Source organism: Algisphaera agarilytica (genome assembly GCF_014207595.1).
GTDB classification, from domain to species: domain Bacteria; phylum Planctomycetota; class Phycisphaerae; order Phycisphaerales; family Phycisphaeraceae; genus Algisphaera; species Algisphaera agarilytica.
Map to the genome: position 1 here is coordinate 2,295,542 of NZ_JACHGY010000001.1, position 23,769 is coordinate 2,319,310.

Genomic DNA, 23,769 nt, shown 5'->3' on the forward strand with positions numbered 1-23,769 from the left:
GAGGAAGGTGCCATGGGCGACGACATCGAAGAACTCATTGAGAAGGTGATTGGTGCGGCAATTGAAGTGCATCGCCATTTTGGTCCGGGTTCGCTCGAAGCTACTTATCACCGGGCTTTGGAGATCGAGTTAAAACTCCAAGGCATACCTTTTGAATCAGAAGTCCCGGTGACACTGGATTACAAGGGGCATCCTGTCGGCCAAGGCCGAATCGACCTGCTAATCGACGGGCGTCTCGTGGTAGAACTCAAAGCGGCACATCGCGGAGCAGACCAGTTCAAACGCCAGGTTTTGGCTTACCTCAGGGCTACAGACCTTCCATTGGGCTTAGTGATTAACTTTGAAGTTGGAGTGTTGAAAGAAGGCCTTGCCAGAGTCCGCTTCTGAATCCCTGGCAACCTGCCTTGCTCCGTGTCTCCGTGCCTCCTAACCTCCGTGGTGGATCGGCTTCCTGACCACCCACGAATCTCCCATGACCCACCCTATCCCCGACATCCTGCAAGACCTGCGTGACGGCAAGATCGTTGTGCTCACCGACGACGAAGACCGCGAGAACGAGGGCGACCTCGTGTGTGCCGCCGAGTTCTGCACCGCCGAGGTGATCAACTTCATGCTGTCCGAGGGCCGGGGCATGCTGTTTGTCGCGCTCGACGGGCCGACGTGTGATAAGCTCGACCTGCCGCCCCAGGCCGCGGTCAACACCACCCAGCGCGGCACCGCCTACACCGTCACCGTCGACGCCACCGCCCGTTTCGGCATCACCACCGGCGTTTCGGCGGGCGAGCGGGCCCAGACCATCCGCACCCTCGCCGACCCGCAGACCCTACCCACCGACCTCGATCGGCCCGGCCACATCCAACCGCTCCGGGCCCGCGACGGCGGCGTCCTGGTCCGCACCGGGCACACCGAAGGCATCACCGACCTCTGCCGACTCGCCGGGCTCCGCCCCGTGGGCGTGGGCATCGAGGTCATGAACGACGACGGCACCATGGCCCGGCAGGCCCAGATCGACGAGCTCTGCACCAAGCACGACATCAAGTCTTGCTCCGTCGCCGAGCTGATCGAGTACCGCATGCAACGCGACCTGCTGGTCGAGCGGATCGACACCATCCCGTTCACCAACGAGTTCGGCGACTGGACGCTGGTGGCCTACCGTTCGGTGGTCGACCCGTTCCCTCACGTGGCTTTGGTCTGTGGCGACCTCGCCCAGCTTGATGGGGTGGATGAGCCGATCGATTGCGGCGAGCCGGTGCTGGTGCGGATGCACAGCCAGAACCTGCTTGGCGACGTATTCGGCGACGCCCAGCAGCCGTCGCATCAGACGCTGCGCCAATCCATGAAGATGATCCAGGGCGCGGGCCGCGGCGCGGTCGTGTATCTGCGGCACGAAGGGATGGGCAAGGGGCTGTTGAAACGCTTGCAGACGCCGGTGCCGCTGGGCGGATCCGGTGAGGCGGAGCCTGCGGACGGCCCACGCTTCGGCGAGTCGCAGGAAACCCCGGGTGTCTCCCCGCCCCGCAACACGATGGACTACGGCATCGGGTCGCAGGTGCTGCGGAACCTCGGCGTGAGGCACCTGCGTCTCATCACCAACCACCCGTTTACGCCTCAGGCGCTGTCGGGCTTCGGCCTGACAATCGACGAGTTTGTGCCCCTGCCCGCTGAATGAGGCGGGACGGGCTTATTGGTAGACCTGATTCGAGTAGCCCGCACCGCCGGGGCTTTGAGACGGGGTGTCGCTCGAGCGTGGCGTGTCCCGCGGGGGCATCGGCGTGGGCGACTGGTTGCTGTAGCCGTTCTGAGCCGGGGGCTGAGGCGTGGGGCTGCTGAAGTTTTGCGGCTTGTTGCCCCGAGTGGCGTAGCCGCTGGTGTTGCCGCGGCCGCTGCCGCGAGGCCGGGCCTCGTTGACGGTGAGGGGCCGGCCCTGGAACTCCTTGCCGTGCGCCTCTTCGATCGCTTTCTGGGCCGATTCGGCATCGTCCATCTCGACGAAGCCGAACCCCCGGGGCCGGCCGGTCTCGCGGTCGAAGACCAGCGTCGCCCGCTCGACGGGGCCCCACTGCTTGAAGTACTCGACCAAATCCTCTTCCTCAACGGAATAGGGTAGGTTGCCGACGTAGATGTTGGTCACGATTGAAACCCTGTATCAGTCACCCGCAAACACATATACCCACACAGACCCGGGGTGAAGGGGGTCGGTGTGGAAGAAGGCCTAGGTTGTGGGATTGAAGCTGAACTAAATTCCCCAGCGGCACGCTGCAGGCGAGCGTGACGCGATTCTTAACTTCCTTACCATAGCCCTACCGCGGGTGCGGGGCAAAGGGTATTCACCAATTTTGCGTGATCGAGCATGTTTTCATGCCTATTGCGCAGCAATAAACAGACGCTGGGGATCGCTATCCCCAGGTTTTACCCAACGGGCGGGTGCTGAAATCAGGCGGGGCTTATGACAGCAGCTGCTCGATATCTTCCCGGGTCAGGCTCTGCAGCAGGTTCTGCTGACCGCCGACGATCGCATCTGCGAGCTTGCGCTTGCGTTGCTGCAGCTCGATGATGCGCTGCTCGACGGTGTCTTCGCAGATCATGCGGTAGGCGAAGACCGGCTTGGTCTGGCCGATGCGGTGGGTCCGGTCGATCGCCTGGGCCTCCACGGCCGGGTTCCACCACGGGTCGAGGATGAACACGTACTCCGCCGCGGTGAGGTTCAGGCCCACGCCGCCGGCCTTGAGCGAGATCAGAAACACCTGCAGGTCCGGGTCTTCCTGGAACTGCTCGACGACCTGCTTGCGGTTGCGGGTTTGGCCGTCGAGGTAGGCGTAGCGGATGCCGAGTTCGTCGAGGCGTTTGCGGACCAGCGACAGCATCGAGGTGAACTGGCTGAACACTAGGGCTTTTTGGCCGCCGTCGATGACCTCGGCGAGCATCTCGCTGAGCGTGTCGAGCTTGGCCGAGGGCGTGTTTTCGTCGCCCGAGTCGATGCCTTCCTTGTCGATGAGGGCGGGGTGGCACGCGGCCTGACGCAGACGCAAGAGCGCCTCGAGCACCATGAACGCCGACTTACCGACGCCGTTGCCCGACGCGTCTTCGCCGCCCTTGCTGTTCTTGTTGGCGGGGGTGTCGTCGAGCTGTTTCATCAGGGTGCCGCGGTAGTACTTGCGCATCTGGTCGTAGACCTTGCGCTGGGCGGGCTCCATCTCGCAGATGATGGTCTGCTCGGTCTTGGCCGGCAGGTCGTCGAGCACCTGGGTCTTGGTGCGACGCAGGATGAACGGCCGCAGCGCCGCGGCGACCTGGGCCACCGTGTCGGCCTTGGCGTCGCCCTTCTGCTCTTCGGGCAGGTAGAAGTCTTCGTCTTCGGGCGAGCCCTCGCCGTTGTCGGCCATGACCGCTTGGGCTTGGCCCTCGGCGTTGACCGGGGTGTTGAGTTTGTCGGCCGCGGCGTTGCTGGAGGCCCCGCGGACCAGGTCGCTGAACCGGGCGTTGGCGCCGAGCATGCCGGGGTTGAGGAACTCGAAGATCGACCACAGGTCGCCGAGGTGGTTCTCGACGGGCGTACCCGTGAGGGCCAGGCGGTGGTTGGCTTGCAAGAGGCGGGCGGCCTTGGCGGACTGCGACGAGGGGTTCTTGATCGCCTGGGCCTCGTCGAGCACGGCGTAGTCGAACGCTTTTTCCTTGAGCTTGTCGATGTCGCGCCGCATCAGGCCGAAGCTGGTGACGACCAGGTCGTAGTCGTCGAACTTGGGCAGCATCGCCGCGCGGTCGGGGCCGGAGTAGGCCAGGACCTTGAGCTCGGGGCAGAACTTCTGGGCCTCGTCGAGCCAGTTGAAGATGACCGAACGCGGCACCACGATGAGCGAAGGCTTCTTCTTGGCCTTGGCGGTGGGCGCGACCTTGTCGTCGTCGTCGCTGAGCAGGAGCGGCGGGTCGATGTGGTCGGCGTGGCCGAGCGTCCGGCCCTGGATCATCGCCAGGACCTGAACCGTCTTGCCCAGGCCCATGTCGTCGGCCAGGATGCCGCCCATGCCGAACTCGCGGAGGAACGCCAGCCAACCCAGACCTTCGGACTGGTAGGAGCGGAGCTTGCCGCCGAACTCCGGCGCGGGGTCGAGCGGCTTGATGCCTTCGAATTGCTTGAGGCGTTCGCGGGCCTGCTTGAAGCGGTCGTCGATCTCGACCAGGTCCTTCTCATCGAGCAGGGCGTCGAGCATCGCGGCTTGCGACGACTTGAAGCGGAGGTGGTCGCCCTCGATTTGGCCGAGCGCGGTGAGCAGGCCGTGCTCGTCGAGCCACTGCTCGGGGAGGAGCGCCTGGCTGCCGTCGCCGAGGGTGATCATGTTCTGGCCGGAGCGGGCGGCGGCGAGGATCTCGGGGAGCGTGAACTCCTGCTCGGTGCCATCCGTCTGTTCGTAGGTGACCTTGCCGCGGAGCTCGAACCAGTCGATGCCCGAGGCGATCGACAGGGCGGGCGGCCCGGCGGCGCGGACGATTTTTTGATCGGCCGAGATGATCCAGCCTTCAGCGAGCAGCGACGCCACGGCCCGCGGCATCTGCTTGGGGCTCACCAGGAGAACGTCGCCGGTGGGCGAAGCGGTGTGGCGCAGGCCCAGTCCCGCGGTCGCGGCAATGGCTTCGCGCTCCGAACGCAGGTTGCGGCGGATGAGTTTTTCGTCCGGGCTGGCGTCGTCCAGGTTTTCGACGACGTCGGCCGACTCGGTGTCGGCGACCTCGGCGTCTTCGACCGCGACGGCCGACTGCTGGGCTTCTTCCTCGGCGGGGGCTCCGCTGGTTGCGGTGTCTTCGGCATCCGCGGCGGCGCCGACCACGGCGGGTTGGGCCGTGGGGTCGGTGCTGGCGCTTGCACCGGCCGCGCCGGTCTTGGCCGGGCCCACGGGGACGAAGCGTCCCTTGCGGGCGGGGTTCACGCGTTGCCCGGCGTAGTCGAACCACACCCGCGCGACCAGGCTGCTCTTGCCGCTGCCCGAGATCAGCTCGGCGGCCTCGGCCGAGCCGGGGCTGTACAGGTCCAAGTGCGGAGCCGGCTCAAGGAGTTGCTCTTCGCGGCCCATGCCCTCGGGCAGGTCCAGCTCGGGCAGCTGCGGCAACAGGTAAAGACGTTCGAGGAACCGCGGTACATCCTCCGCGGGGATGCGCAGGGCCGAGGCACTGATCGGCTCGTCGAGCGCTTCGGTCGCTTCATCCGCCGCGACCGCATCGTCATCCGCATAGCGGTGGTCGCGGAACTGGCTGACCCAGCGGTAGGCGTCGCGGTCGTCGAACGGCGCGGCCAATGCGTAGGGGAAGCGGGACCGCCCGGACTTGCCGGTGGTCGCTTCGACGGGGTTGGTGTTGACGAGTAGGCCGTCGCGTCCGCCGAGCACGATCTCGGGGTCGGTCACGGCGATACGCTTGCCCGCCCGACGCAGCTGCAGGTCGACCAGCAACTCGCCCGCGCCTTGGCGTGCGACCATCCACAGCTTCCAAGGCTGATCGTTGCCCGCCCAGCGCAAGGGACGCTGGTTGGTACGGTTGTTGGTCTCGTCTTCGTCGAGTTCCACGAAGCATCGGCCGGTGGCGATCAGGCGCTGCAGGAGCATGCGCTGGCTGCCGGGGGCGATGCGGTAGGTGTGGTGGCCGCGGTCCAGGCGGTAGCTCTGGCTGGCTTCGTTCTGGGTGACCCAGGTCGCGCCGAGCATCATGCTGACCAGTTCGCGGTCGGCCTTGTCGGCCAGGGTGTCGATCGTGTCCAGCCCGACGCGCAGCGGCTTGGGCTTGCTCCACCCCGAGGCAATCGCGGTGCGTTGCTGCAGGTCGACGACCAGGCCGTTGTGGCGGTTGGAGAGCTCGGGCAGGATGACGTAGCAGACCTGACGCTGGGTCGGGAAGATGGAAACGGCGTCGGAGTTTTCCGCGTCGTTCTCCGCGGAGGTGGGGCGGAGCAGCGAGAGCCGTCCGATCCACTGCGGCTCGGCGCTGCGGACCGGGCGGGCCGAGTCGTCGCGCTTGCGGGCCTTGGGGGCGCGGAGGCGCAGGCGGGCGAGGTCGCTGATGGTGACGCCCTCGTGGTCGTCGTCGGTGTCGTGTTCGTTGAGGTCGAGCAGGACCGCCCAGATGTGCCGGCAGAACGCCCCGGCGGCGAAGTCGTCACAGGTGCACTCGGCGACGGCGTAACGCTTGTCTTCCTTGGTGATCTCGACGGTGTGGACCTCGCCGTTGTCCTTCACCTCGGCCCGCAGGAGCACATCGTCCCCGGAGTCGTCGGTGGGTTTGAGGCGCTGCACGGCCCCGGCGAGCTGCAGAGCTCTCCCCTGCATACGGACGTGGCTTTGAAAAAACGGCGACCAAGACGGCAATACGAGCATGGAATTCCCAAAGTCGGTGAGACGAGCAACCGCGAATCACTCAGTTTAGGTAACCTCGCTTCATCATTCAACGTGCCTCAGACCCTCAGGAACCGTGAATTTTGATTCAAAGTCTGTTCAACCTGGCCGCCCCAACGCTCGGGGCTGAAGAGGTGCCGCCTTGGCCCGACGGCGCGATCTGGGGCGCGGCGTTGGTGGTCATCCTGGCGATGGTGGTCGTCGCGGTGAAGATGCAGGGCCCGATGCTGCGACGCGGACCGCTGCGCGAGATCGATTTCACCCACGCAGACATCGTCATCGGCTTCGGCCTGGTCGGGATGATCTTTCTCGACAAGGTTTTGATCGGGTTGGGCGGACAGTTCATCGACTGGCCCAAGAACGTGTCGCTGGGCATCCAGCAAGTCTCCGCACTGGCGCTCATCGGCGGGGCGGTGTTCTTCTTCGGCAAGGCGTGGATGACCGAGGCGGGGCTACGCAAGGCGGGCTTTGTGCCGCGTCAGCCCGGGCGGGACCTGGTCTACACCTTGGTCAGTACGCCGGTGGGGGTGCTGTTTACCTTTGCGACGCTGCTCACGGTCAACGGCGTGGCGACCGCGGCGGGCCACCCGTCTCCCGAAGTGAACCACGGGATGCTCAAGCAGTTGGAAGACGCCGACCTCCAACTCAAGATCACGATCATCGTCACGGCGGTGGTGGTGGGACCGTTCCTGGAAGAGATCGTCTTCCGCGGGCTGCTGCAGACGCTGCTGCTCGAGGTGCTGGGGCGTAAAGCCCGGTGGGCGACCATCCTGATCGCCTCGGCGATCTTCGCGTTTGTGCACATTGGAGCGGTGTCGTGGCACGCGTTGCCCGGGCTCATGATGCTGGGGATCGTGTTGGGGTGGATGTACGAGAAGACGGGGAGTTTGCTGCCGGTTTACCTTGTGCACGCGGCGTTCAACGGGCTGAACATCCTGATCGTGCTGCAGGGGTGGTCGGAGTAGTGGGTTCGACGCCGCTTGCGGCTTAGCGTGGACAGGCCATTGAGTGGGCGCAAAAAAGAACCCGCGGAAGGCTGCGCCATCCGCGGGCTTTCGTGAAATCATCGTGGGACTTTACTTTGTGTTGGCGACACCGATGACGCCCTGCGAGATGCGGGCCCCGGCGTTGCCGGTGGGTTGGCCGCCGTCGTCGGGCTGGGCGTGGATGATCACGCCGCGGCCAATGATGGGGTTGAAGTCGTCGTCGAAGACACTGATGTTGTCGAAGGTCTGGTCGAAGGTCGCGTTTCCGTCCGCGTCGGCCTGGAGGTTCCCCAGGTCCCCGGCGTGTCGCGCGTGGGCATGACCGTGGCCGGCCCCATGGTCGTGGGGCAGGGCGTGGTCGTGGCCTTGCGGGTTGTAGTGGCCGCCGGTGGCTTTGCCCGCGGGGTCGGAGATATCGCCGAACTCGTGGATGTGGAAGCCGTGCTTCTGGTTGGGGTTGAGCCCCGACACGCTGGCCGTGACGCGGACGCCCATCTTGGTCTGATCAAAGCGGATCACGCCGCGGACGTTGTTGCCCTCGGTGGGGATCATGATGGCGACCGCGTGATCGACTTCCACCTCGAACTCGTCGTCGTCATCATCATCATCATCGTCGTCGTGGTGCTTGCCGTGGCTGTGATCGTCGTGCTTCGCGTGATCGTGATGGTCGTCATGGCTGGCGTGTTCATCGTGCTTCTCGTGCCCCTCGGCTTCCTTCGCGATTTCTTCCGACTTCGACTCGGCGGCGTCGCGGGTTTCGTTGGCGGCCTGCTTGATCTGCGACAGCGGGTTGCCTTGGGCGATAACAACAAACAGCCCAACAGCAAGCAGGGCAACACAAAGCGAGAAGGTGCGGTTCATGGCGGTCTCCTGAATAAATGATCGTGGGTCCACCTGATGTTACGGCCAACCCAAGAAAAAACGATGTGAAATCACGGACTCAGAGCAGCACGCCCGCCAACGGCACCACCGCGTCCATCAACTCGTCCCGCGTGTAGCTGCACGACAGATCGATCGGCAGGGCGACGCCGTGGTTGTGGTCCGACGCGATGATCAGCGTGTTGTCCGCCACGGGCTCGCAGCCCATCTCCGCGGGCTGGTGGCCGACGACAAACGCCCGCACGCCCCACGCCTCGGCGAGCTCGTCGGTGATCTTCTTGTTCTGGTGTCGGCCCCAGACCATGTCGTACGCCGAGCCCTTGGGCGCGGTGTCTTGCTCGGTGGATTCGCGGTCCAGCACGGTCTTATCGAAGGCTTCGATGCGCCGAGGTGCGGGCAGGCTGTGGCTGAGCATCACGCCGTTGGCGCACTTGATCGCCAGCGGCAGCGACTGGACATACTCATCGAACGCCTCGCGGATGTCCTCGGCGGCCTGGGCGTAGAGGTTTTCGATGCCCTGGTCGAAGACATCGCAGACGCTGATGCCTTCTTTGGTAATGCCCTCGTTGCGAAGCTGGGCCAGCTCGTGGTTCGAGAGCAGGCTGTGGAAGTGGCTGGGGTAGCGGAGCTTGAGGTCGGCACAACGGGCGATCATGCGGATGGAGAAATCCATGCCGCTGAAGGTGGGCGGGCCGTGGATCACTTCGTGCAGGACCAGGTGCTGATCCACGGTTTGCCCGGCGTCGTCGGTTTCGCCGAGTTGGCTGAATTTCAGGAGGCGTTGGAAGTTCAGCGCGTTATCGTGGAGGTCGCCGGTGGCGGTGAGTCGGCCGTGGTCGGGCAGGTGGATCGTGTTGCCCCGGCGGAGGGGGCAGTCGCGAAACGCCTCAGCCGCGCCGCGGAACAGGGCGATGACGTGATGGGGGTCGCTCAGATCGGGGGATTCGTAAGCCAAGGCGGGATATTGTATGGTTAATCCAAGTTCAGTGAAGCAGTTAGAGGATCATGGGGAACTCGGGTTTTCCCCGGATTTTGGCCGGGGGTTGCAATAACCCGCCGGGGCGTGCGTTAGACGCTTCAGGAGCGTGTATGCCAGAGTTGGATGTAGCCCAGACGCTCCGGACCGCCTCGTCGGGAGACCCCGATGCGTGGCGTGACCTGGTCACCGCGTACAGCGGCCGTGTGTTTGGCTTGCTGGTTAAACATTGTGGTGACCGTGAGTTAGCGGAAGAGCTCACTCAGATCACGTTCGTCAAGCTGGTGGACCAGCTCGGGGCCAAGGACGGCTACGCGGAACAGGGGCGATTCGAGTCCTGGCTGTTTCGGATCGCCATGAACAAGCTGCGGGACGAGATGCGTCGCCGCAAACGGCAGGCCCGGCCAACGGATATGACCCCCGGGGCCGGCCGAGGCGAATCGCCGAGTGGCGAAGCGAACACCGGGGGATTGGGCGTCTTCGCGGCGTCGAGCGACGAGGGCGGGCTGGGCGAAGACCCGGCCGAGCGATTGAGCCGGGCCGAGCAGGTCGGCCGGCTGCAAGAAGCCATCGCGGGACTGCCCGAAGCCGACCGCGAGATCCTGCACCTCCGGCACACCGCTGGGCTGAGTTTCGCCCAGATCGCCGAAACACTGGACCAACCCCTGGGCACCGTGCTCGCCCGGGGACACCGAGCCTTGGGCAAACTCAAGAAGCTGATGACCGAAGAAGAACCCGAGAGAAAACGAGCGTAACCCCGTGAACGACTTCAACCCCGACAACCTGACCGAATCGACGCCGACCGACCCCCGGCTGGACGCGTTGTTGGACGACGCGTTGGCCCCGGCCGATCTGCCCGTGGGACTCAACGACCGGATCCTCGCGGCCACCGCCGACCGTCTGCCCGGCGGGAAGAGTGAGACCTTTGAAGAAGCGCCCGCCGTCATCGGCCGCATCGGCGGCGGGGTGCCTTGGCGCTCCATCGCCGCGGTGCTGCTGTTCGCCCTGGTCATCGGCGGGGTGTGGGTGGCGAACCAGGAATCCGATACGACCGATCCGGTTCCACCTACACACAATGTTGCAGGCGTGGATCCTAGCGTCGCGCTCGAATCGCTCCTGGCCGAGCTCGCCGAAACCGAAAACGAAGTCGAGTGGATCGACGACCGCATTGATATGCTGTCGATGCAGGTCACCCTGGCTCAGGACACCGAAGGCTGGGGCGACGAGGCGTTGGATGCGCTCGACAACGCGATCGCGATGGACACGTTCGACGACATCGCCGACGAGTTGGAGTGGTACTTCTAAACCCCGGTTCGCGGATTGACCGCGGCCTAGCCGATTGAGCTCCTATGAAGATCAACTTCAAACGCTGGACCGCTTTGTCGACGCTGGCACTCACGCTGTCGGCGGTCTGTGTCATCAGTTGGGCCCAACGCGGTCCCGGGGGTGATGGAGATGGTTTTGGCCCGCGCGAGGGCGGCCCTCCCATCGTGGAAGGCGATCGAGAAGGGCGTGACGGCCGAGACCGAGATCGCCGCGGTCCCCGTATGAGTGACGAAGACCTCGACGCCGCCTACGGCATCCTTGTCCGCCTCTACCCGAATATGGCGGAGAAGCTCGAAGCTCAGCGCGATGAAGACCCCGAGAAATTCAAAAAGACCCTCGAGCGCAGCTTCCCCCGTATCCGTTTCCTCGTACAGCTCCAAAAACGAGACCCGGACATGTTCGAGCTGCGCATGCAGGACATCAGCCTCGATCAGCAGACCAAGCAGTTGGTCAAGCAGATGCGCGAAGCACGCAAGGCCGACGATAAAAAGCTGTACAAAGAGTATTACGAGCAACTCGAAACCAAAGTTGCGGAGCAGTTCGACGTCCGCCAGCAGATCCGTGCGATGGAAATCGAGGCCCTGAAGAAGAAGCTCGAAGAACTCGAGCAGAGCCTCGATGACCGCGACGACGACCGCAAAGACCTCATCGAGCAGCGCATCAACGAACTCGCCGGTCCCGAGTGGTAAGCTCGTTGATCTGATCACTCAATCACAACCGTTTAGCCAGCGATCGCAGATCGCTGCTGTTTTTCGTTGCGTGATCGAATCAACCCGCAGTGTGCCGCAATACATAAGCCGCTTGCGGCTTAGCCCCTGACGGCCATCAAACGTTTTTCGTACACGCTGCGCTTACCGCACACCCGCCGGCGCAAACACCGGATCGATCACCCCCGCCGCGCGGAACGCCGCACGACGACGTTGACACGCCGGGCACCCGCCGCACTGCGTCTCCTGATCCAGCACGCAGCTCCACGCCAACTCCCACGGCACGCCCAGCCCCGTGCCCAGCTCGATCACCTGCAAATCGGTGTAGCTGAGCAGCGGCGTCACGAGCTTCGGACCGGCCGGCCCCAACACCCCCGCGGGCGCCTCGGCCTCGGCGAGCTGCTGGATCAACAACTGCTGCTCCTGCGCTTTGGCGGTGGCGTCCATCTTGCCGTTGACCGCGGCGGGCCAGTGCAGTTCATCAGCCCCGATCTCTGTTGCCGTCGCCAACGCGGCCAACAGCAACTGAGGCGTCGCCAGCGGCGCTTCGGGTCGGCCATCGGGCTGGTGGTGCGTCGGGTCCTCGTACAGATGCGGCAGCTCGATCTCTTGGGGCTGCGCCAGGGTGTAGTAGTCGGCCTGTTGACGCAGGTGCTCGACCCGCTGCGGCCCGGCGGCCCGGCCGTCGTGCACATGAATGAGCGTCAGCCGAACGGGTTCGGGTTGGTTCAGCACACGGGCGGTCGCCACCAGGCTCCGCAGCCCGCCGCTGTGCAGGATCGCGATGTGTCGTCGGCTGGCCATCGACAACATTATCGGCCACTCGCCGCGGCCCGCCCCAATATCACCGTCATGACGGGCGCTAATGATCCCCCTCCCTTGAGGGAGGGGCTAGGGGAGGGTGCCGAGCACTCGAAACATCACCAGGACTCCGCACCTCCACCCGTCCTCCCCCTCAAGGGGGAGGAGTAAGGCATCAAGCCGCGACTGGCGATCCGCTCCTCAATCCCGATCTGATAGACTCCGGTCATGGCTATTGTCGTCTTTGAACACCACCCCCTCGAAACCGCCGGCCGACTCGGCAACGTGCTCAACGAGCACGGCCACAAGCTGCGCATCATCCAGCTCCACAACGGCGATTCGGTGCCGTTCGACCTCGACGACGTCGACGGCGTCATCTGCATGGGCGGCCCGCAGAACACCGACGAAGTCGACCAACACGACTGGATGCAGCCCGAGCTCGACTTCATCAAGAACGCCCACGACGCCGACCTGCCCGTGGTGGGCATCTGCCTCGGTGCCCAACTCATCGCCACCTCGCTTGGCGGCGAAGTCGGCCACATGGACACCCCCGAGATCGGCTTCGGCGAAGTCGAGTCCACCTTCTTCGGCACCACCGACCCGGTCCTCATCGGTGTGCCCTGGAAAACCACCATGTTCCACGCCCACGGCTGCGAGGTCACCAAGGCCCCGCCCGGCGGCACCCCCATCCCTCTCCAGGGCAGCAAAGCCTGCAAGTGCCAGGCCTTCAAAGTCGGCCTCAACACCTACGGCTTCCAGTACCACTTCGAGTGGACCCGCCAGATGCTCGACATGATCCTCGTCGACGACCCCGACTTCTACGGCTCGGGCACCGCGACCGTAGACGACCTCACCCTCAGCCTCGACCAACACTACGACACCTACCGCCACCTCGGCGACCGCATCTGCAACAACCTCGCCACGCTGATGTTCCCGCTCGACAAACGCCTGCCCCCCAGCGGCGCCAACGTCGACAACTTCCACGCGTCGTAAGTTCAACTTTTTAATCAACCCTAAAGCCCGCCGATGCAAAGCTTCGGCGGGATAAGTTTTCATGCCTCGTTCGCCTCCGCGGCGAGCGGCAGGGGCTCTGCCCCTGCCGCTCGCCGCGGAGGCGCTCCGCCGTCTAAAATCTCGCAGCCACGACACATCACAACGTGAAATCATAAAGATGCCCACCACGCTAACCGTCACACCCCCATCCAAGTGTTTCGACCTCCACCGCGCCGTCTGCTCCTACGGCTACTTCATCCTCGCCCCCAACCACTGGCTCATCGACAAGAAAGTCCTGCACCGCCCGCTCCGCACCTCCGCCGGAAGATTGGTGCATACCGTCATCCGCCAACGCAAAGACGGCAAGCTCGCCATTCAATGCGACCGTGACGTCCCCCGCAAAGACCACGACACCCTCAAGCAACAAGTCGCCCGCATGTTCCGCTTCGGCGAAGACTACCGCGGCTGGCGGAAGGTCCACCCCCAGGCGAAGAGGCGCCGCTTCGACCGCATGTTCCGCTCGCCCTCGCTCTTCGAAGACATGGTCAAGACCATCACGTCCTGCAACGTCACCTGGCGCAACACCATCGTCATGAACCAGCGCATGGTCCAACACGTCGGCCACGGCGGCTTCCCCACACCCGAGCAACTCGCCGACTTCGGCGAACAACGCCTCAAAGACCTTTGCCGCGTCGGCTACCGGGCCGACCGCATCATCCGCCTCGCCCGCATGGTCGCCGACGGCGATCTCGACCTGGACTGGTTCGAAGCCCCCGCCGCCGAGCGCAACTCCGACGAGATCTACGAGGGCTTCCTCGAACTCCACGGCTTCGGCCCCTACGCCGCGGCCAACCTCTGCCACCTCGTCGGCCGCTACGACAAGCTCGCCATCGACACCGAGACCTACCGCCACTTCTGCCTGCACTACAACGTCAAACGCCCCAAGGGCGATAACGCCGCCGGCCTCAAACGCCTGCACGCAAAAATAGAAAAACACTACGGCCAGTTCGCCCCCTACCAATTCCTCGCCTACTGGTTCGAACTCTGGGAGGACTACCAAACCCGCTACGGCCCCGCCTGGCGCTGGGACCGCGACACCACCGGTACCCAATTCACCGCCGCGGTGTTGAAGTGAAGTATCACCAGCTATATTTATGGACTAATTTCGGGTGATCATCGATTTAGTCGATGCTGGCAAAGCCTTCTGGAGGTACATGAATCGTGTCTAAGAAAGATGTTGACCGGTTAAGAGAAAAACTTCCCTTGCCTCCATTGCTTATGTCACTGATTCAAGCCGGCCGGTGGAGTAATCCTGGTGATGAGGTGATGCTCCGCAAGATTCCTTTTATCCATGATCCAATCATATTTCTGACTACTCGGGAATCTATGGATTTTAATTCAGGCCCTTTGATGGGGCCGGATGAATCAGAGCATGCTTATTTCTCTGAATATCGAGGGGCATTGGTAGGCGAACGTGAGCTTCCGTGGGCGGATGTGGAGAAACTCATATTTATTGTGGTGAATGAGCGTCCCGGCGATGATGTTGGAATTGCTTTGGATTATCGCACGGGTATAGACACGCCTCGTGTGATCGGAATGGATTGGCATTCGGGCAAGAATTGTATTTATCGCGAGATCAGCCAGTCATTTGAAGAATTTGTTGAGTTGCTCGAAATCTAGCTCGGCAAGTTCGTTTTCGATTAAGCCGACTTCTATTCTTGAACTCCAACGATCGCGATGCCCGCATCGTCGGCGGCTTTCAGCACATCTTCCTTGTCCACAAAAATCACCCGCCCGGCATCGACGGCTAAGCAGCCCGCGCCGGCGGCTTTGAGGTTTTCGATGGTTTGCAGGCCGATGGTGGGGACGTCGAAGCGGAGGTCTTTTTGGGGGCCAGCGCCCTTGAGCAGGGTCCAGCCGCCGTCTTCTTTTTTGGAGCGGCTGCCGACGAGGTCGCCGGCCCGCTTGATCATGGCGTCGGTGCCCTCGATGGCTTCGACGGCGACGACGTCATGGGTGCGGACGGCGATGGCTTGGCCGATCTCCAGATCGTTCATGTTCATCAGGATCGGCCAGCCGAAGGCGATGTCTTCCTGCTGGGTCTTGGTGGGCGGGTGGGTGGTCATCACGCCGGCGTCGGCGAGGTGCTCGGGGATGTAGTGGGTGCTGTCCATGAGTTCGATGCCTGCCTTGCGCAGCTCCTCGGCCACGGCCGTGAGCAGCGTTTGGCTGCGTTTGTCGTGTCGCAAGATACGGTACCACAGCTTCGCCACCGTCCAGTCGGGCCGCATCACCAGCACCCGTTTCCAGAACGGCATGAACATCAGCGACGCCTTGTCCACCCCGCCGACCATCACCGCCCGGGACACGCCCATCCGCTTGAGTTTCCGCGCCCACTCGCCGACGCGCAGCACGCCGACCTTGACGAAGTCGTCGCTGACGCCCGGCAGGGCGTCTTCGTACTGCCCCGCCATCCCCGCGATGACGACCCGATGCCCCGCCGCCCGCATGCCCTGGGCGGTGAGCCGAGGCAACTGCCCGTTGCCCGCGATGATTCCTAGCGGTTCAGCCATCGGGGTAGTGTAATCCAACGCTGGGGTGAGGCGTGAGGGTTGAGGAGCGAGGCATGAGGCGTGAGTGGTGAGACGTGAGGCGGGGGCAACTGGTCTGGTTTTGGTGGCCTGGCCTGGCTCCAGACCAGTTCCGGACCGCAAGCAGACCACCTTGGCCCGGACGCGTGGGGTGTCGGGACGGGAAGCGGGGGCCGGTTTAGAATCGGGGCGATGCAAGACGCAAACCCCGGCACCGAAACCCACAGCCCCGAGCCCGGGCGTCCCGCGGCGGGGGGCGAGGCGGAGCGCATCCTGCGGCTGGCGGCGGATCCGCAGGCCAAGACGGTGCACGACATTTTGTGTGGTCAGTTCGACGTGTTGCATAGCCGGGCGGGGGTGTTGCTGACGTTTTGTGCGGTGGTGATCACGACCACGGGGTTCTCGGGCCGGATCATCGCGGGGACGAACCGCTTGGCCCAGGGGCTGATCATCCTGGGCGTGGCGACGGTGATGGCCGCGGCGTGGTTCGTCTTCGCAAAGGTGACGCGGATCCAATGGGTCACCGGCGAAGTACTCGACGAAGGCTTGCCGGGCGTCCGGTCGGTGCTCGCTGAGCGCGACCGCCGCCGACAGGCGCTCCGCCGAGCGACGGGCCTGGCGCTGGTGGGCATGACGTTCTACGTCGTCGCGATCATGATCATGCTGTGGTTCCCCGGTAAGGATGCGGTGGAGTTGGATCGGTAAACGGGAGTGGTGCGGCTGGCAAGGCTTGGGATGCCGCACTTTATGCGGGCTCCCAGCCGCCGCGGGCTTGGTTTTCCCAGGTCAGGGCATCACCCTCGGGCACGCCCTCGACGCCAAGCCTTCGGAGCATGAACAGCAGTTGGGCCCGGTGGTGCATCGCGTGGGTCGCCAGATGCACGATGCAGCCGCCGAAGGTCTTGCGTCGGGGCGGATCCATCCAGTGGTCGATAAACGTTTCGTTCAGCCGGTTGTTGTCCTCGATGTCCTTGGCAAACGCATAAAGCTCTTCGCATACCGCATCATGCCGCTTGATGAGTTCCGCCACCGAAATATCTGCACGCCAGTTCTCATCCCGAGCGGGCCGACCCTTCATCTGATCCAGCCAGGATTCGTGGCAATCGATCATGTGCCAGAAGGTCTTTCGCAGCGTGTCGAGCCCGAGGTCAAAGGTTCTATCCAAGTCTTCATCGCTCAATCCCGCCGCGAGTTGCAGCAACTTCCGCGTCGTGTCGGCATCGTGTCGAAGTAGGCGGTCAAGGATGTTCATGTGGAATGGGAGTTGATTGCTATAACTCCAAAAAGGCTTTGAGCCGCTAGCGGCGTCTGAATAGATTCAAGAAACGTTGGGCAAGTGTCTGCTTGTTGGCGGTGGAACTTAGTTGATCCGGAAGCTCAAATAAGTGGAGGTTGCGGGTCTGGAACGAGCCGACATCGGGGTGTACACCCAGGGCGGACATGAAGTCGAAAATTTGGTCGTAATCGCCGATCGTAAACTTGTCCCCTGGATAGGCCCGTGTGTCGGTCGGCTTGGTGCGAGGCGAAAGGGCTTGCTCCAAGTCTAGTTTTTGAACGGTCACCCCTGGACTAACTTCGGTGGATGGATCATCTTCATCAATCGTTTCAGGCCAGCAATGGAGGTAGCGGTTGATTTCCGTTACATCCATATCCCAGAGCGATGCCAGTTCCTTGGGATTTCCACGGCGTGACTTTTGTTCTTGAGCAGAGAATCCCCAGTACCAGGGTGCACAGCTGAAACAGTGTCGATGCTGATTGCCGAGGTAAAGGGAGTAATCCCAGTGATGACCTTCCTGGATGCGTAACTCGAGCCAAGGGAGTTTCAAGACTTCACCAAGCCGTTCTCGGAATTGAAAGTCCAAGCTCTGGTAAGGCATTTGGACCGTATGGACTACGCCTTGATGCGTGATTTCTATCCAGGGGTCAGGGGCATCCTTCAGATCGGTAGGAGAGCGACGTATAAAAGTTGCATTGAAGTCCAAGCAAACAGAATCCAGGGCAGCATTGAATTGTTCAACGCTACACCCTCGATACACGCCCCAGATAGCTCGCATGCCCATTGAAAAGTCTCAACGCTTAGCGTAAATCGATCTGATGAATCTCAATAGGTCCGCACGACCCCGATGCAGGTTCCTTGAATTTGGACTTCTTCGGGTTGGCAGTAGCGGGGTTCGTATTTGTCGTTGGCGGGTTGGAGGCGGATGCGGCCGTCTTTTTCGCGGTAGAGTTTTTTGAGGGTGGCTTCGCCGGTGTCGAGGAGGGCGACGACGGTTTCGCCGTTGCGGGCGGCGTTTCGTTTTTCGCAGATGACGAAGTCGCCGTCGCGGATGTGTTCGTCGATCATGGAGTCACCGCGGACTTTGAGGACGAAGGTGTTGCCGCCGACGGTGCCGCGGGGCGGGGCGAAGATCTCGGCGAGGTCGAGGTGCTCGCGGTCTTCGATGGCGTCGATGGGGGAGCCGGCGGCGATGGAGCCGACCAGGGGGAGCTTGGTGTTGGAGGTTTCGTCGGGGAGGTCCAGGTCAGGCGACACTTCCAAAGAGCGGGCTTTGTTGGCCTGCCGTTTGAGGGCTCCTTTTTTGATCAGCGCTTCGACGTGTTCGAAGACGGTGACCTTGGAGACGCCCAGCTCGTCGGCGAGTTCCTGCATCGTCGGCGAATAGCCGCGGGTCAAGCGGGTTTCGCGGATGCGGTTGAGGATTTTGAGCTGTTTGGGCGTGAGGTTCATTGGGGTCTCTCCGGGTGGGTGAGGTCTGGGGGGTGAGGGGTTGGGGGTTGGGGGATGAGGTGTTGGGGATCCGGGGCTTTGTCGCGTTGCTCCTCAGCCCTCGGCTTGGGGTGGGGGCGAGGGCGGGGGCGTCGACGAAGTCGACGGGGACGGGGGTGATGGCGATGCGCGGGGCGGGTTGTTGGGCGCGGAGCTTGGCTTTGGCGGCGCGGAGGGCTCGGACGAAGGCGGGTTGTTGGGGTTGGTCGGGGGTGAGGGTTTTGGGTTGGGGGATCCGGGGCTTTGTCGCGTTGCTCCGCAGCCCTTGGCTTGGGTTGGGGGTGGGGGTGGGGAGGGCGGCGGCGAGTTGGTGGTGGGTCTGGGCGAGGTCGCTTAGGGTGAGGGATTGGAGTTGGAGCCAGGCGGCGGCGGCGTGGAGGGGGGCGGTGAGGTTGAAGGTGTCGGACTCGCGGTGGGGACGCGATGAATCGCGTCGCTTCGTGGGGGAGAATTTGCCGCGGTTGAAGGTTTGGCGGTGGTAGCCGAAGTGGTTGGGGGCCTGGTCGGGGTCGGGGTTGGTGGAGGTGTTGCCCTGAGGTCCCTTGGTCTTGATCAGACGGGTGCCTTTGACGTTGAGGCGGGTGGCGTAGTCGCCGGAGCCGAGCATGACGAGGGGGGTGGGCATGGTGGAAGTCGCTTTCTGGGAGCCGGGGTTAGGGTGACGGTCGAGGTTTGGGTTTTGGGGGGGACGCGATGAATCGCGTCGCTTTGTGTGGCCTGCCCCTTGATTGTGGGATGAACATTGTGTTGCCCCAAGATGTTGGGGTCGGGGTGTTCTTGGCCGCTTTAGTCTTCGACGGTCGGGGGTTGGCTCCTTGAGGGAAAAAGCGAAAATCTGTTCGGTAGACGTTAACCGAACGGGTTCCAGACGTCAAGGATTGGTTCAAGGTTTTTTAAAAGCGGGGGTTAGGGCGTTTGTTTGGGAAATGAGCGGTTATACAGGGGGGGTGGGGGTTATGGGACTTGGGTGCGATTGGGGGGTGGGAGTGGGGTTATTGGGACATGGCGGTTCGGCTTTGTCTTGGCGTTGGGGTGGGGGTGCGATTGTGGGGGGGGTGCATGCGGGCTGAAGCCCGCACGCCGGGAGGGGGTGCACGGGTTAGTTGGAACCCGCCGAAGCTGCGCATCGGCGGGCTTTAGGGCGGGAGGGTATCTTGGGGGGATGTTGACGAAGATTGATGAATTGACGGCGGCGGCGACGGCGGACCTCGAGGCGGTGGGGGACGCGGAGGCGCTGGAGGCGTTCCGGATCAAGTACCTGGGCTCGAAGGGGGCGGTCAAGGGGCTGATGGGGCTGATTAAGGATGTGCCCGGGCCGGACAAGCGGGAGTTTGGGCAGAAGGCGAACGCGGCGCGGGCGGCGGTGGAAGAGGCGTTTAAGGCGAAGTCGGAGGCGTTGGGGGGCGGCTCGGGTGGGGGTAACCGCGCCGCAGCTTCGCAGCGGCGGGCTTTGGTGGATGTGACGCAGCCCGCGGCGGGGGCGGTCTTGGGGCGTCGGCATGTGATTGCGCAGACGATCGAAGAATTGGTCGAGGTGTTTGGGCGGATGGGGTTTGATGTGGAGACGGGGCCGGAGGTTGAGGATGACTATCACAACTTTGTGGCGCTGAATATTCCCGAGACGCATCCGGCGCGGGACCCGTTGGATAACTTTTATTTGAAGAAGGGAGCCGCATCGCAGCTTCGCAGCGATGGGCTTTCGGAGTCGCCGGCGTTGATGCGGTCGCAGACGTCGACGGTGCAGATCCGGGTGATGGAGAACGTGAAGCCGCCGGTGCGGATCATTTCGACCGGGCGGGTGTATCGGCCGGACGAACACGACGCGACGCACTCTTCGATGTTCCACCAGATCGAAGGGCTCTACGTCGACAAGAACGTGAGCATGGTGGACCTCAAGACCACGCTGATCCAGTTCGCCAAGGCGTACTGGGGCGAGGACGCGGAGGTGAAGCTGGTGCCGAGCTACTTCCCGTTCACTGAGCCGAGTGCCGAGCTGTACGTCAAGATCGACCTGGGCAAGGGCCTGGAGTGGATGGAGGTCGGCGGGTGCGGCATGGTCGACCCGGCGGTGTTCGAGCATGTGGGCTACGACCCGGAAGAATGGACCGGCTTTGCGTTCGGCCTGGGTATCGAACGGCTGGCCATGCGCAAGCACAACATCGCGGATATCCGCTGGCTGTATGAAGGCGATGTGCGGTTCCTGCGGCAGTTCTGATCGGTGAGATTCAATCGTTTCGGGGGTAGGCGATCAGCGTCCTGGAAACGGAGCGCGGTGGCTGTGGTTTTGCTGATCCGCACGACCGTTACAGGCGTAACGTTTGGCAGAGTCGCACGAGATTCACAGATCGCGCGGTGGTGGGGTTGGCGTCGCGCGGGGCTGGATGCGTAGCTTGCGGGATGTGAAGGTCGGGTCCCCAAGCCATACGCAATGTGTGGCGGAAGCGGAGACAACACGATGAACCGTCCAGGAAACCAATCGATTGAAACGACTGCGGCCAAGCCGACGACGGCGTGGGTGCTCCGGTGTTTGTTTGCCGGGGTCACGGTTTGTGGCGCGGCGGCGGGGTTGACGCTGTCGCAGTTCGAGCCGGCGTCGGTGTTGGCGTCTGCTTCGGGGGAGTATGACGCTGCGCCGGTGGTGGCCTTGGCGGATGGTGGTGCAGTGTCAATGGATTGGCCCGCGGCGGTGGAAGGGGTGAGAAGTTCCGAGCCGAGGGTGGCGGAGCGGGCCGGGGGGATGGTGTACATGGTGGAGGGCGGAAGCGTGTTGCCCGCCGCGTCGGGTGATGAGCCGCGGGTGGTAGACCTGCCGCCACATCCCGGGGATATGGGCGGTGGCTCGGCTGTGACGTATGTGGGTGTTGAGCCTGCGGGTGATACGGGCGCGGTGGTGCCGGCTACCGAAGAGCTTCAGCCGAGCACACGGCGTCGGCGGACTGCGGGCAGCTCGTCGCGCACCGCTGAAGATGTGCTGGTTCCGGAAAGTCCTGAACGAGATGCTGAAGTGGTCGCGCCTTCGCCGGTGGATGCAGAGCCCGTTGCGGAAGCGCCGGTTGTCGAAGAAGCGTCGGAGCCCGAACCGGAAACGTCTGCGGAGCCGGACCCCGCGTTGATCGAAAAGTACCGCCAACAGCTCACGGCGTATTTTCTGATTGGCAACAGCTCGACGCGTCTGGATCGTCGGACGGTGGGGTGGAATCTTGCGGCGAGTGGTTGGCCGGGCTTCCGGACGCGTTACGTTGAGCCGGCGTTGGACTACGGGTTCCGTCGGGTGCACCTGCACAACCCGTTTGGCGAAGATGGCCAGTGGCCGATGGAACTCGATCAGGTGATCCGTGCCCGCGAGGCGGGGCTGGACTGGTTGGTGGATGACTTCGTCGAGACCTGGCTGCCGGTCACGCGGGGCGACCTGACCGGGGGCGAGCCGGTTGAAGTGATCGCGTATTTCGGCACGGCCCGGCTGGATGAGTTCGAAACCCTGGAAGCCGCGGGCGACTGGGACGGCTGGATGGCCCGGGCCGAGGAAAGCATACGCCCGGCACTCGACGCAGGGATGAGTATCGCTTTCGATTCGTTTTCCGTGGCGCCCGAGGGCAGCTACAGCCACCAGTTTGCGGAGATGATCAAGCAGCGGGGCGTGCGGGTGTACATCGAGACCTGGCCCAACCGCGACGCTCCCCACTGGAAAGACACGCACATCGTGGTGGAAGAACGCTGGTACCTGCGCAACCACCGCCACCCCAACGTGTTTCGGCGGAACGAACTCAGCGGCGAGGTCGTTCGGCTGCTCCATTCCCAGATGACGCCCGACCCGATCGATAACCCCAAGCCGCACAGCCAACGCGTGGTAGAAGCGATGGTGCAGGGTTATACGATCGCGATCCAGCCGCGTTGGCTGTGGGAAGAGTCGCCGGATCTGGATGAACTGCTCGCCGAGGCGGTCCGCGCCGCCGAGCTGACGTACGACTGATCGGCCAAGTACACGGGTTGCTGTTCGGGGCTAGGCGAGGGCGGCCTGCACGCCGTTGGGCGTGTGCTGAATGGTCAGGCTCGATCGGTCGCCCTCGAAGCAGAGGGCGGTGCTTCGCGCCGCGTCGTTGCGGTGGTCGGGGTTGAGGGGCAGCAGGGTTTCGAGCTGCGTTTGGAAGAACGTGCGGAGGCTCAGGCCCAGGCCGTGGTCGAGGGATTTGACGTAGCGGCCGTCGATGTCGGCTTGGGTAAAGATTTTCATCGTGGCGTCGAGGCCCCGCTTCTGCAACGCTTCGACGTAGGCCTGTTTCTCGTCGGTCGGGGCGATGATGTCGTTCGGGGCGTGGACACAACGCAAGGCTGCGGGGCGGGAGACGTCGGCATAGCTCGTGTCGAGATGCGCGGGGTGGGCGAGGTCGCGGAGCCGGCGGGCGTCGTCGTGGTAGGCGTTGTCGGCCTGCGGGTCGAGGCTCCACCCGGAAGCCACGAAGTAGGCGAAGCGGAACGTGGGCGAGTGATTTTCGAAGAAGTCGGGCCCGGCGTTGGCGGTGCGGCTGTCGACGTAACGCAGCGGCAGGGCGGCGTAGGCCGAGTTGTCGAAGACCGCACGCAGGGTATTGGGGGCGAGCTTGTTGATGAGTCCCGCGAGGTAGCCGCCGTGGGAACTGCCCAGGGCGATGACGTTGGCGGGATCGAAGGGGTGGTGTTGATGCAGGTCGTGCAGGGCGGCGAGGTGGTCGAGGGCCTGGGGCAGGCCGAGGTTGATCGGGCCGTCGGGGCTGCGGAGGCCGCAGGTGAGGATGATCGTTTGCAGAGGTTGGCCCTGGGCTTGCGCCTGGGCGTTGCGCTGGTTGTGCATGTGGTCGAGTCGGCCCATGAACTGCATGAGGTCGGGCACCTCGGGGGGCTGGGGCCAGGCGATGCCGTGGTCTTGGCAGAAGTGGGCCAGGCGGATGAGGTCGTCCTGGGCGAACAGGCGCTCGGCCCCTTGCTGCGGGCGGTTGTGGATGCCGTGGTAGCTCACGGTCACACAACCCATGCCGAACTGCTCAGCAACCCATTCGCGGAACGCGCGCAGGTAACCGTCGTCGTTGTCCTGCCCAAACCCGGGGATGAGCAGCAGCAGCCCGGGGAGTTGGTTGTTGTCACGCGCCTCCGGCCAGGCCACGTCGTAACGCAACGGCTTCGCACGCGGCAACCCGAGCTCGACATCCGGCGGGGCGGGGCAGTGATAGACGTGATGCGTCGGCACGAGGGTAGGGTAACGCGAAAAGAGAAAGAGCCCGTCCGCGGGGAGCAGACGGGCTCGTTTGAGAGTGGGGTTGTAGGGTGGGCAATGCCCACCGCATGTTGGGTGACGACCGATACGTGGTGGGCGGTGCCCACCCTATGATGGA

At 63.6% G+C, this 23,769-nt stretch carries 22 protein-coding genes; 12 read left to right on the plus strand and 10 right to left on the minus strand.

Features of this window, described 5'->3' with window-relative positions; translation table 11 throughout:
• Positions 1-12: 12 nt before the first annotated feature.
• Positions 13-387 (plus strand): GxxExxY protein, encoded by a 375-nt coding sequence (locus HNQ40_RS09885; protein WP_184677678.1) that lies wholly within the window; start codon positions 13-15, stop codon positions 385-387.
• Positions 388-472: 85 nt separating this feature from the next.
• Positions 473-1,669: a 3,4-dihydroxy-2-butanone-4-phosphate synthase gene (gene ribB / locus HNQ40_RS09890; RefSeq protein ID WP_184677679.1), complete on the plus strand. Its 1,197-nt coding sequence runs from the start codon at positions 473-475 to the stop codon at positions 1,667-1,669.
• A 12-nt stretch (positions 1,670-1,681) separates the two neighbouring features.
• Here ribB and HNQ40_RS09895 read toward each other — a convergent pair whose 3' ends face one another.
• Both HNQ40_RS09895 and HNQ40_RS09900 read right to left on the minus strand, forming a co-directional pair.
• Complete coding sequence (locus tag HNQ40_RS09895) at positions 1,682-2,131, minus strand: RNA recognition motif domain-containing protein (RefSeq protein WP_221435469.1); 450 nt, start codon at positions 2,129-2,131, stop codon at positions 1,682-1,684.
• Positions 2,132-2,444: 313 nt separating this feature from the next.
• A complete protein-coding gene (locus HNQ40_RS09900) occupies positions 2,445-6,311 on the minus strand; it encodes a DEAD/DEAH box helicase (RefSeq protein WP_184677680.1) in 3,867 nt (1,288 codons plus the stop codon).
• Between the two features lie 149 nt (positions 6,312-6,460).
• On the opposite strand from HNQ40_RS09900, the gene HNQ40_RS09905 reads away from it, so the two are divergent.
• Complete coding sequence (locus HNQ40_RS09905; RefSeq protein ID WP_184677681.1) at positions 6,461-7,342, plus strand: CPBP family intramembrane glutamic endopeptidase; 882 nt, start codon at positions 6,461-6,463, stop codon at positions 7,340-7,342.
• 111 nt (positions 7,343-7,453) lie between these two features.
• Here HNQ40_RS09905 and HNQ40_RS09910 read toward each other — a convergent pair whose 3' ends face one another.
• Both HNQ40_RS09910 and HNQ40_RS09915 read right to left on the minus strand, forming a co-directional pair.
• Positions 7,454-8,224, minus strand: coding sequence for a superoxide dismutase family protein (locus HNQ40_RS09910; RefSeq protein ID WP_184677682.1), 771 nt, complete (start codon positions 8,222-8,224; stop codon positions 7,454-7,456).
• A gap of 79 nt (positions 8,225-8,303) precedes the next feature.
• A complete protein-coding gene (locus HNQ40_RS09915) occupies positions 8,304-9,197 on the minus strand; it encodes a hypothetical protein (RefSeq protein WP_184677683.1) in 894 nt (297 codons plus the stop codon).
• 134 nt (positions 9,198-9,331) lie between these two features.
• Between HNQ40_RS09915 and HNQ40_RS09920 the strand changes: the two genes are divergently transcribed.
• From HNQ40_RS09920 to HNQ40_RS09930, 3 genes are all read left to right on the plus strand, one after another.
• The gene (locus HNQ40_RS09920) at positions 9,332-9,973 is read left to right on the plus strand and encodes an RNA polymerase sigma factor (RefSeq protein ID WP_184677684.1); all 642 of its coding nucleotides are present in this window, start codon (positions 9,332-9,334) and stop codon (positions 9,971-9,973) included.
• Positions 9,974-9,977: 4 nt separating this feature from the next.
• Entirely contained in the window at positions 9,978-10,523 is a 546-nt protein-coding gene (locus HNQ40_RS09925; protein ID WP_184677685.1) for a hypothetical protein, read from the plus strand.
• A gap of 242 nt (positions 10,524-10,765) precedes the next feature.
• Positions 10,766-11,233 carry a hypothetical protein gene (locus HNQ40_RS09930; protein ID WP_184677686.1) on the plus strand — a complete coding sequence of 156 codons (468 nt, stop codon included), beginning with the start codon at positions 10,766-10,768 and terminating at the stop codon, positions 11,231-11,233.
• A gap of 162 nt (positions 11,234-11,395) precedes the next feature.
• Here the strand turns inward: HNQ40_RS09930 and HNQ40_RS09935 are convergent, their stop codons facing one another.
• Complete coding sequence (locus tag HNQ40_RS09935) at positions 11,396-12,055, minus strand: 7-cyano-7-deazaguanine synthase (protein WP_184677687.1); 660 nt, start codon at positions 12,053-12,055, stop codon at positions 11,396-11,398.
• A gap of 225 nt (positions 12,056-12,280) precedes the next feature.
• Between HNQ40_RS09935 and HNQ40_RS09940 the strand changes: the two genes are divergently transcribed.
• From HNQ40_RS09940 to HNQ40_RS09950, 3 genes are all read left to right on the plus strand, one after another.
• A complete protein-coding gene (locus HNQ40_RS09940; RefSeq protein ID WP_184677688.1) occupies positions 12,281-13,045 on the plus strand; it encodes a type 1 glutamine amidotransferase in 765 nt (254 codons plus the stop codon).
• 178 nt (positions 13,046-13,223) lie between these two features.
• Positions 13,224-14,180: an endonuclease III domain-containing protein gene (locus HNQ40_RS09945; RefSeq protein WP_184677689.1), complete on the plus strand. Its 957-nt coding sequence runs from the start codon at positions 13,224-13,226 to the stop codon at positions 14,178-14,180.
• Positions 14,181-14,266: 86 nt separating this feature from the next.
• A complete protein-coding gene (locus tag HNQ40_RS09950; protein ID WP_184677690.1) occupies positions 14,267-14,725 on the plus strand; it encodes a hypothetical protein in 459 nt (152 codons plus the stop codon).
• Positions 14,726-14,757: 32 nt separating this feature from the next.
• Here the strand turns inward: HNQ40_RS09950 and HNQ40_RS09955 are convergent, their stop codons facing one another.
• Positions 14,758-15,618, minus strand: coding sequence for an LpxI family protein (locus HNQ40_RS09955; RefSeq protein WP_184677691.1), 861 nt, complete (start codon positions 15,616-15,618; stop codon positions 14,758-14,760).
• Positions 15,619-15,828: 210 nt separating this feature from the next.
• On the opposite strand from HNQ40_RS09955, the gene HNQ40_RS09960 reads away from it, so the two are divergent.
• Complete coding sequence (locus HNQ40_RS09960; RefSeq protein WP_184677692.1) at positions 15,829-16,341, plus strand: hypothetical protein; 513 nt, start codon at positions 15,829-15,831, stop codon at positions 16,339-16,341.
• A gap of 40 nt (positions 16,342-16,381) precedes the next feature.
• On the opposite strand, the gene HNQ40_RS09965 is transcribed toward HNQ40_RS09960, so the two are convergent.
• The 3 genes from HNQ40_RS09965 to lexA all read right to left on the minus strand — a co-directional run bounded on the left by HNQ40_RS09965 (position 16,382) and on the right by lexA (position 18,364).
• Complete coding sequence (locus HNQ40_RS09965) at positions 16,382-16,888, minus strand: DinB family protein (protein ID WP_184677693.1); 507 nt, start codon at positions 16,886-16,888, stop codon at positions 16,382-16,384.
• Positions 16,889-16,934: 46 nt separating this feature from the next.
• A complete protein-coding gene (locus HNQ40_RS09970; protein WP_184677694.1) occupies positions 16,935-17,618 on the minus strand; it encodes a hypothetical protein in 684 nt (227 codons plus the stop codon).
• A 119-nt stretch (positions 17,619-17,737) separates the two neighbouring features.
• On the minus strand, positions 17,738-18,364 hold the full coding sequence (gene lexA / locus HNQ40_RS09975) for a transcriptional repressor LexA (RefSeq protein ID WP_184677695.1): 627 nt from the start codon (positions 18,362-18,364) through the stop codon (positions 17,738-17,740).
• 1,201 nt (positions 18,365-19,565) lie between these two features.
• Here lexA and pheS point away from each other — a divergent pair.
• Positions 19,566-20,618 (plus strand): phenylalanine--tRNA ligase subunit alpha, encoded by a 1,053-nt coding sequence (gene pheS, locus HNQ40_RS09980; RefSeq protein ID WP_184677696.1) that lies wholly within the window; start codon positions 19,566-19,568, stop codon positions 20,616-20,618.
• A 240-nt stretch (positions 20,619-20,858) separates the two neighbouring features.
• Complete coding sequence (locus tag HNQ40_RS09985) at positions 20,859-22,373, plus strand: hypothetical protein (protein WP_184677697.1); 1,515 nt, start codon at positions 20,859-20,861, stop codon at positions 22,371-22,373.
• 30 nt (positions 22,374-22,403) lie between these two features.
• Here HNQ40_RS09985 and HNQ40_RS09990 read toward each other — a convergent pair whose 3' ends face one another.
• Positions 22,404-23,624 (minus strand): DUF2920 family protein, encoded by a 1,221-nt coding sequence (locus tag HNQ40_RS09990; protein WP_184677698.1) that lies wholly within the window; start codon positions 23,622-23,624, stop codon positions 22,404-22,406.
• Positions 23,625-23,769 lie beyond the last annotated feature (145 nt).

Bases quoted from the DNA above. Each gene is read 5' to 3' on its own strand.
- lexA (WP_184677695.1), bottom strand. From the start codon at position 18,364: ATGAACCTCACGCCCAAACAGCTCAAAATCCTCAACCGCATCCGCGAA.
- HNQ40_RS09960 (WP_184677692.1), top strand. From the start codon at position 15,829: ATGCAAGACGCAAACCCCGGCACCGAAACCCACAGCCCCGAGCCCGGG.
- HNQ40_RS09940 (WP_184677688.1), top strand. From the start codon at position 12,281: ATGGCTATTGTCGTCTTTGAACACCACCCCCTCGAAACCGCCGGCCGA.
- HNQ40_RS09920 (WP_184677684.1), top strand. From the start codon at position 9,332: ATGCCAGAGTTGGATGTAGCCCAGACGCTCCGGACCGCCTCGTCGGGA.
- HNQ40_RS09885 (WP_184677678.1), top strand. From the start codon at position 13: ATGGGCGACGACATCGAAGAACTCATTGAGAAGGTGATTGGTGCGGCA.
- pheS (WP_184677696.1), top strand. From the start codon at position 19,566: ATGTTGACGAAGATTGATGAATTGACGGCGGCGGCGACGGCGGACCTC.
- HNQ40_RS09930 (WP_184677686.1), top strand. From the start codon at position 10,766: ATGAGTGACGAAGACCTCGACGCCGCCTACGGCATCCTTGTCCGCCTC.
- HNQ40_RS09945 (WP_184677689.1), top strand. From the start codon at position 13,224: ATGCCCACCACGCTAACCGTCACACCCCCATCCAAGTGTTTCGACCTC.
- HNQ40_RS09910 (WP_184677682.1), bottom strand. From the start codon at position 8,224: ATGAACCGCACCTTCTCGCTTTGTGTTGCCCTGCTTGCTGTTGGGCTG.
- HNQ40_RS09965 (WP_184677693.1), bottom strand. From the start codon at position 16,888: ATGAACATCCTTGACCGCCTACTTCGACACGATGCCGACACGACGCGG.
- HNQ40_RS09985 (WP_184677697.1), top strand. From the start codon at position 20,859: ATGAACCGTCCAGGAAACCAATCGATTGAAACGACTGCGGCCAAGCCG.
- HNQ40_RS09955 (WP_184677691.1), bottom strand. From the start codon at position 15,618: ATGGCTGAACCGCTAGGAATCATCGCGGGCAACGGGCAGTTGCCTCGG.
- ribB (WP_184677679.1), top strand. From the start codon at position 473: ATGACCCACCCTATCCCCGACATCCTGCAAGACCTGCGTGACGGCAAG.
- HNQ40_RS09900 (WP_184677680.1), bottom strand. From the start codon at position 6,311: ATGCAGGGGAGAGCTCTGCAGCTCGCCGGGGCCGTGCAGCGCCTCAAA.
- HNQ40_RS09935 (WP_184677687.1), bottom strand. From the start codon at position 12,055: ATGGCCAGCCGACGACACATCGCGATCCTGCACAGCGGCGGGCTGCGG.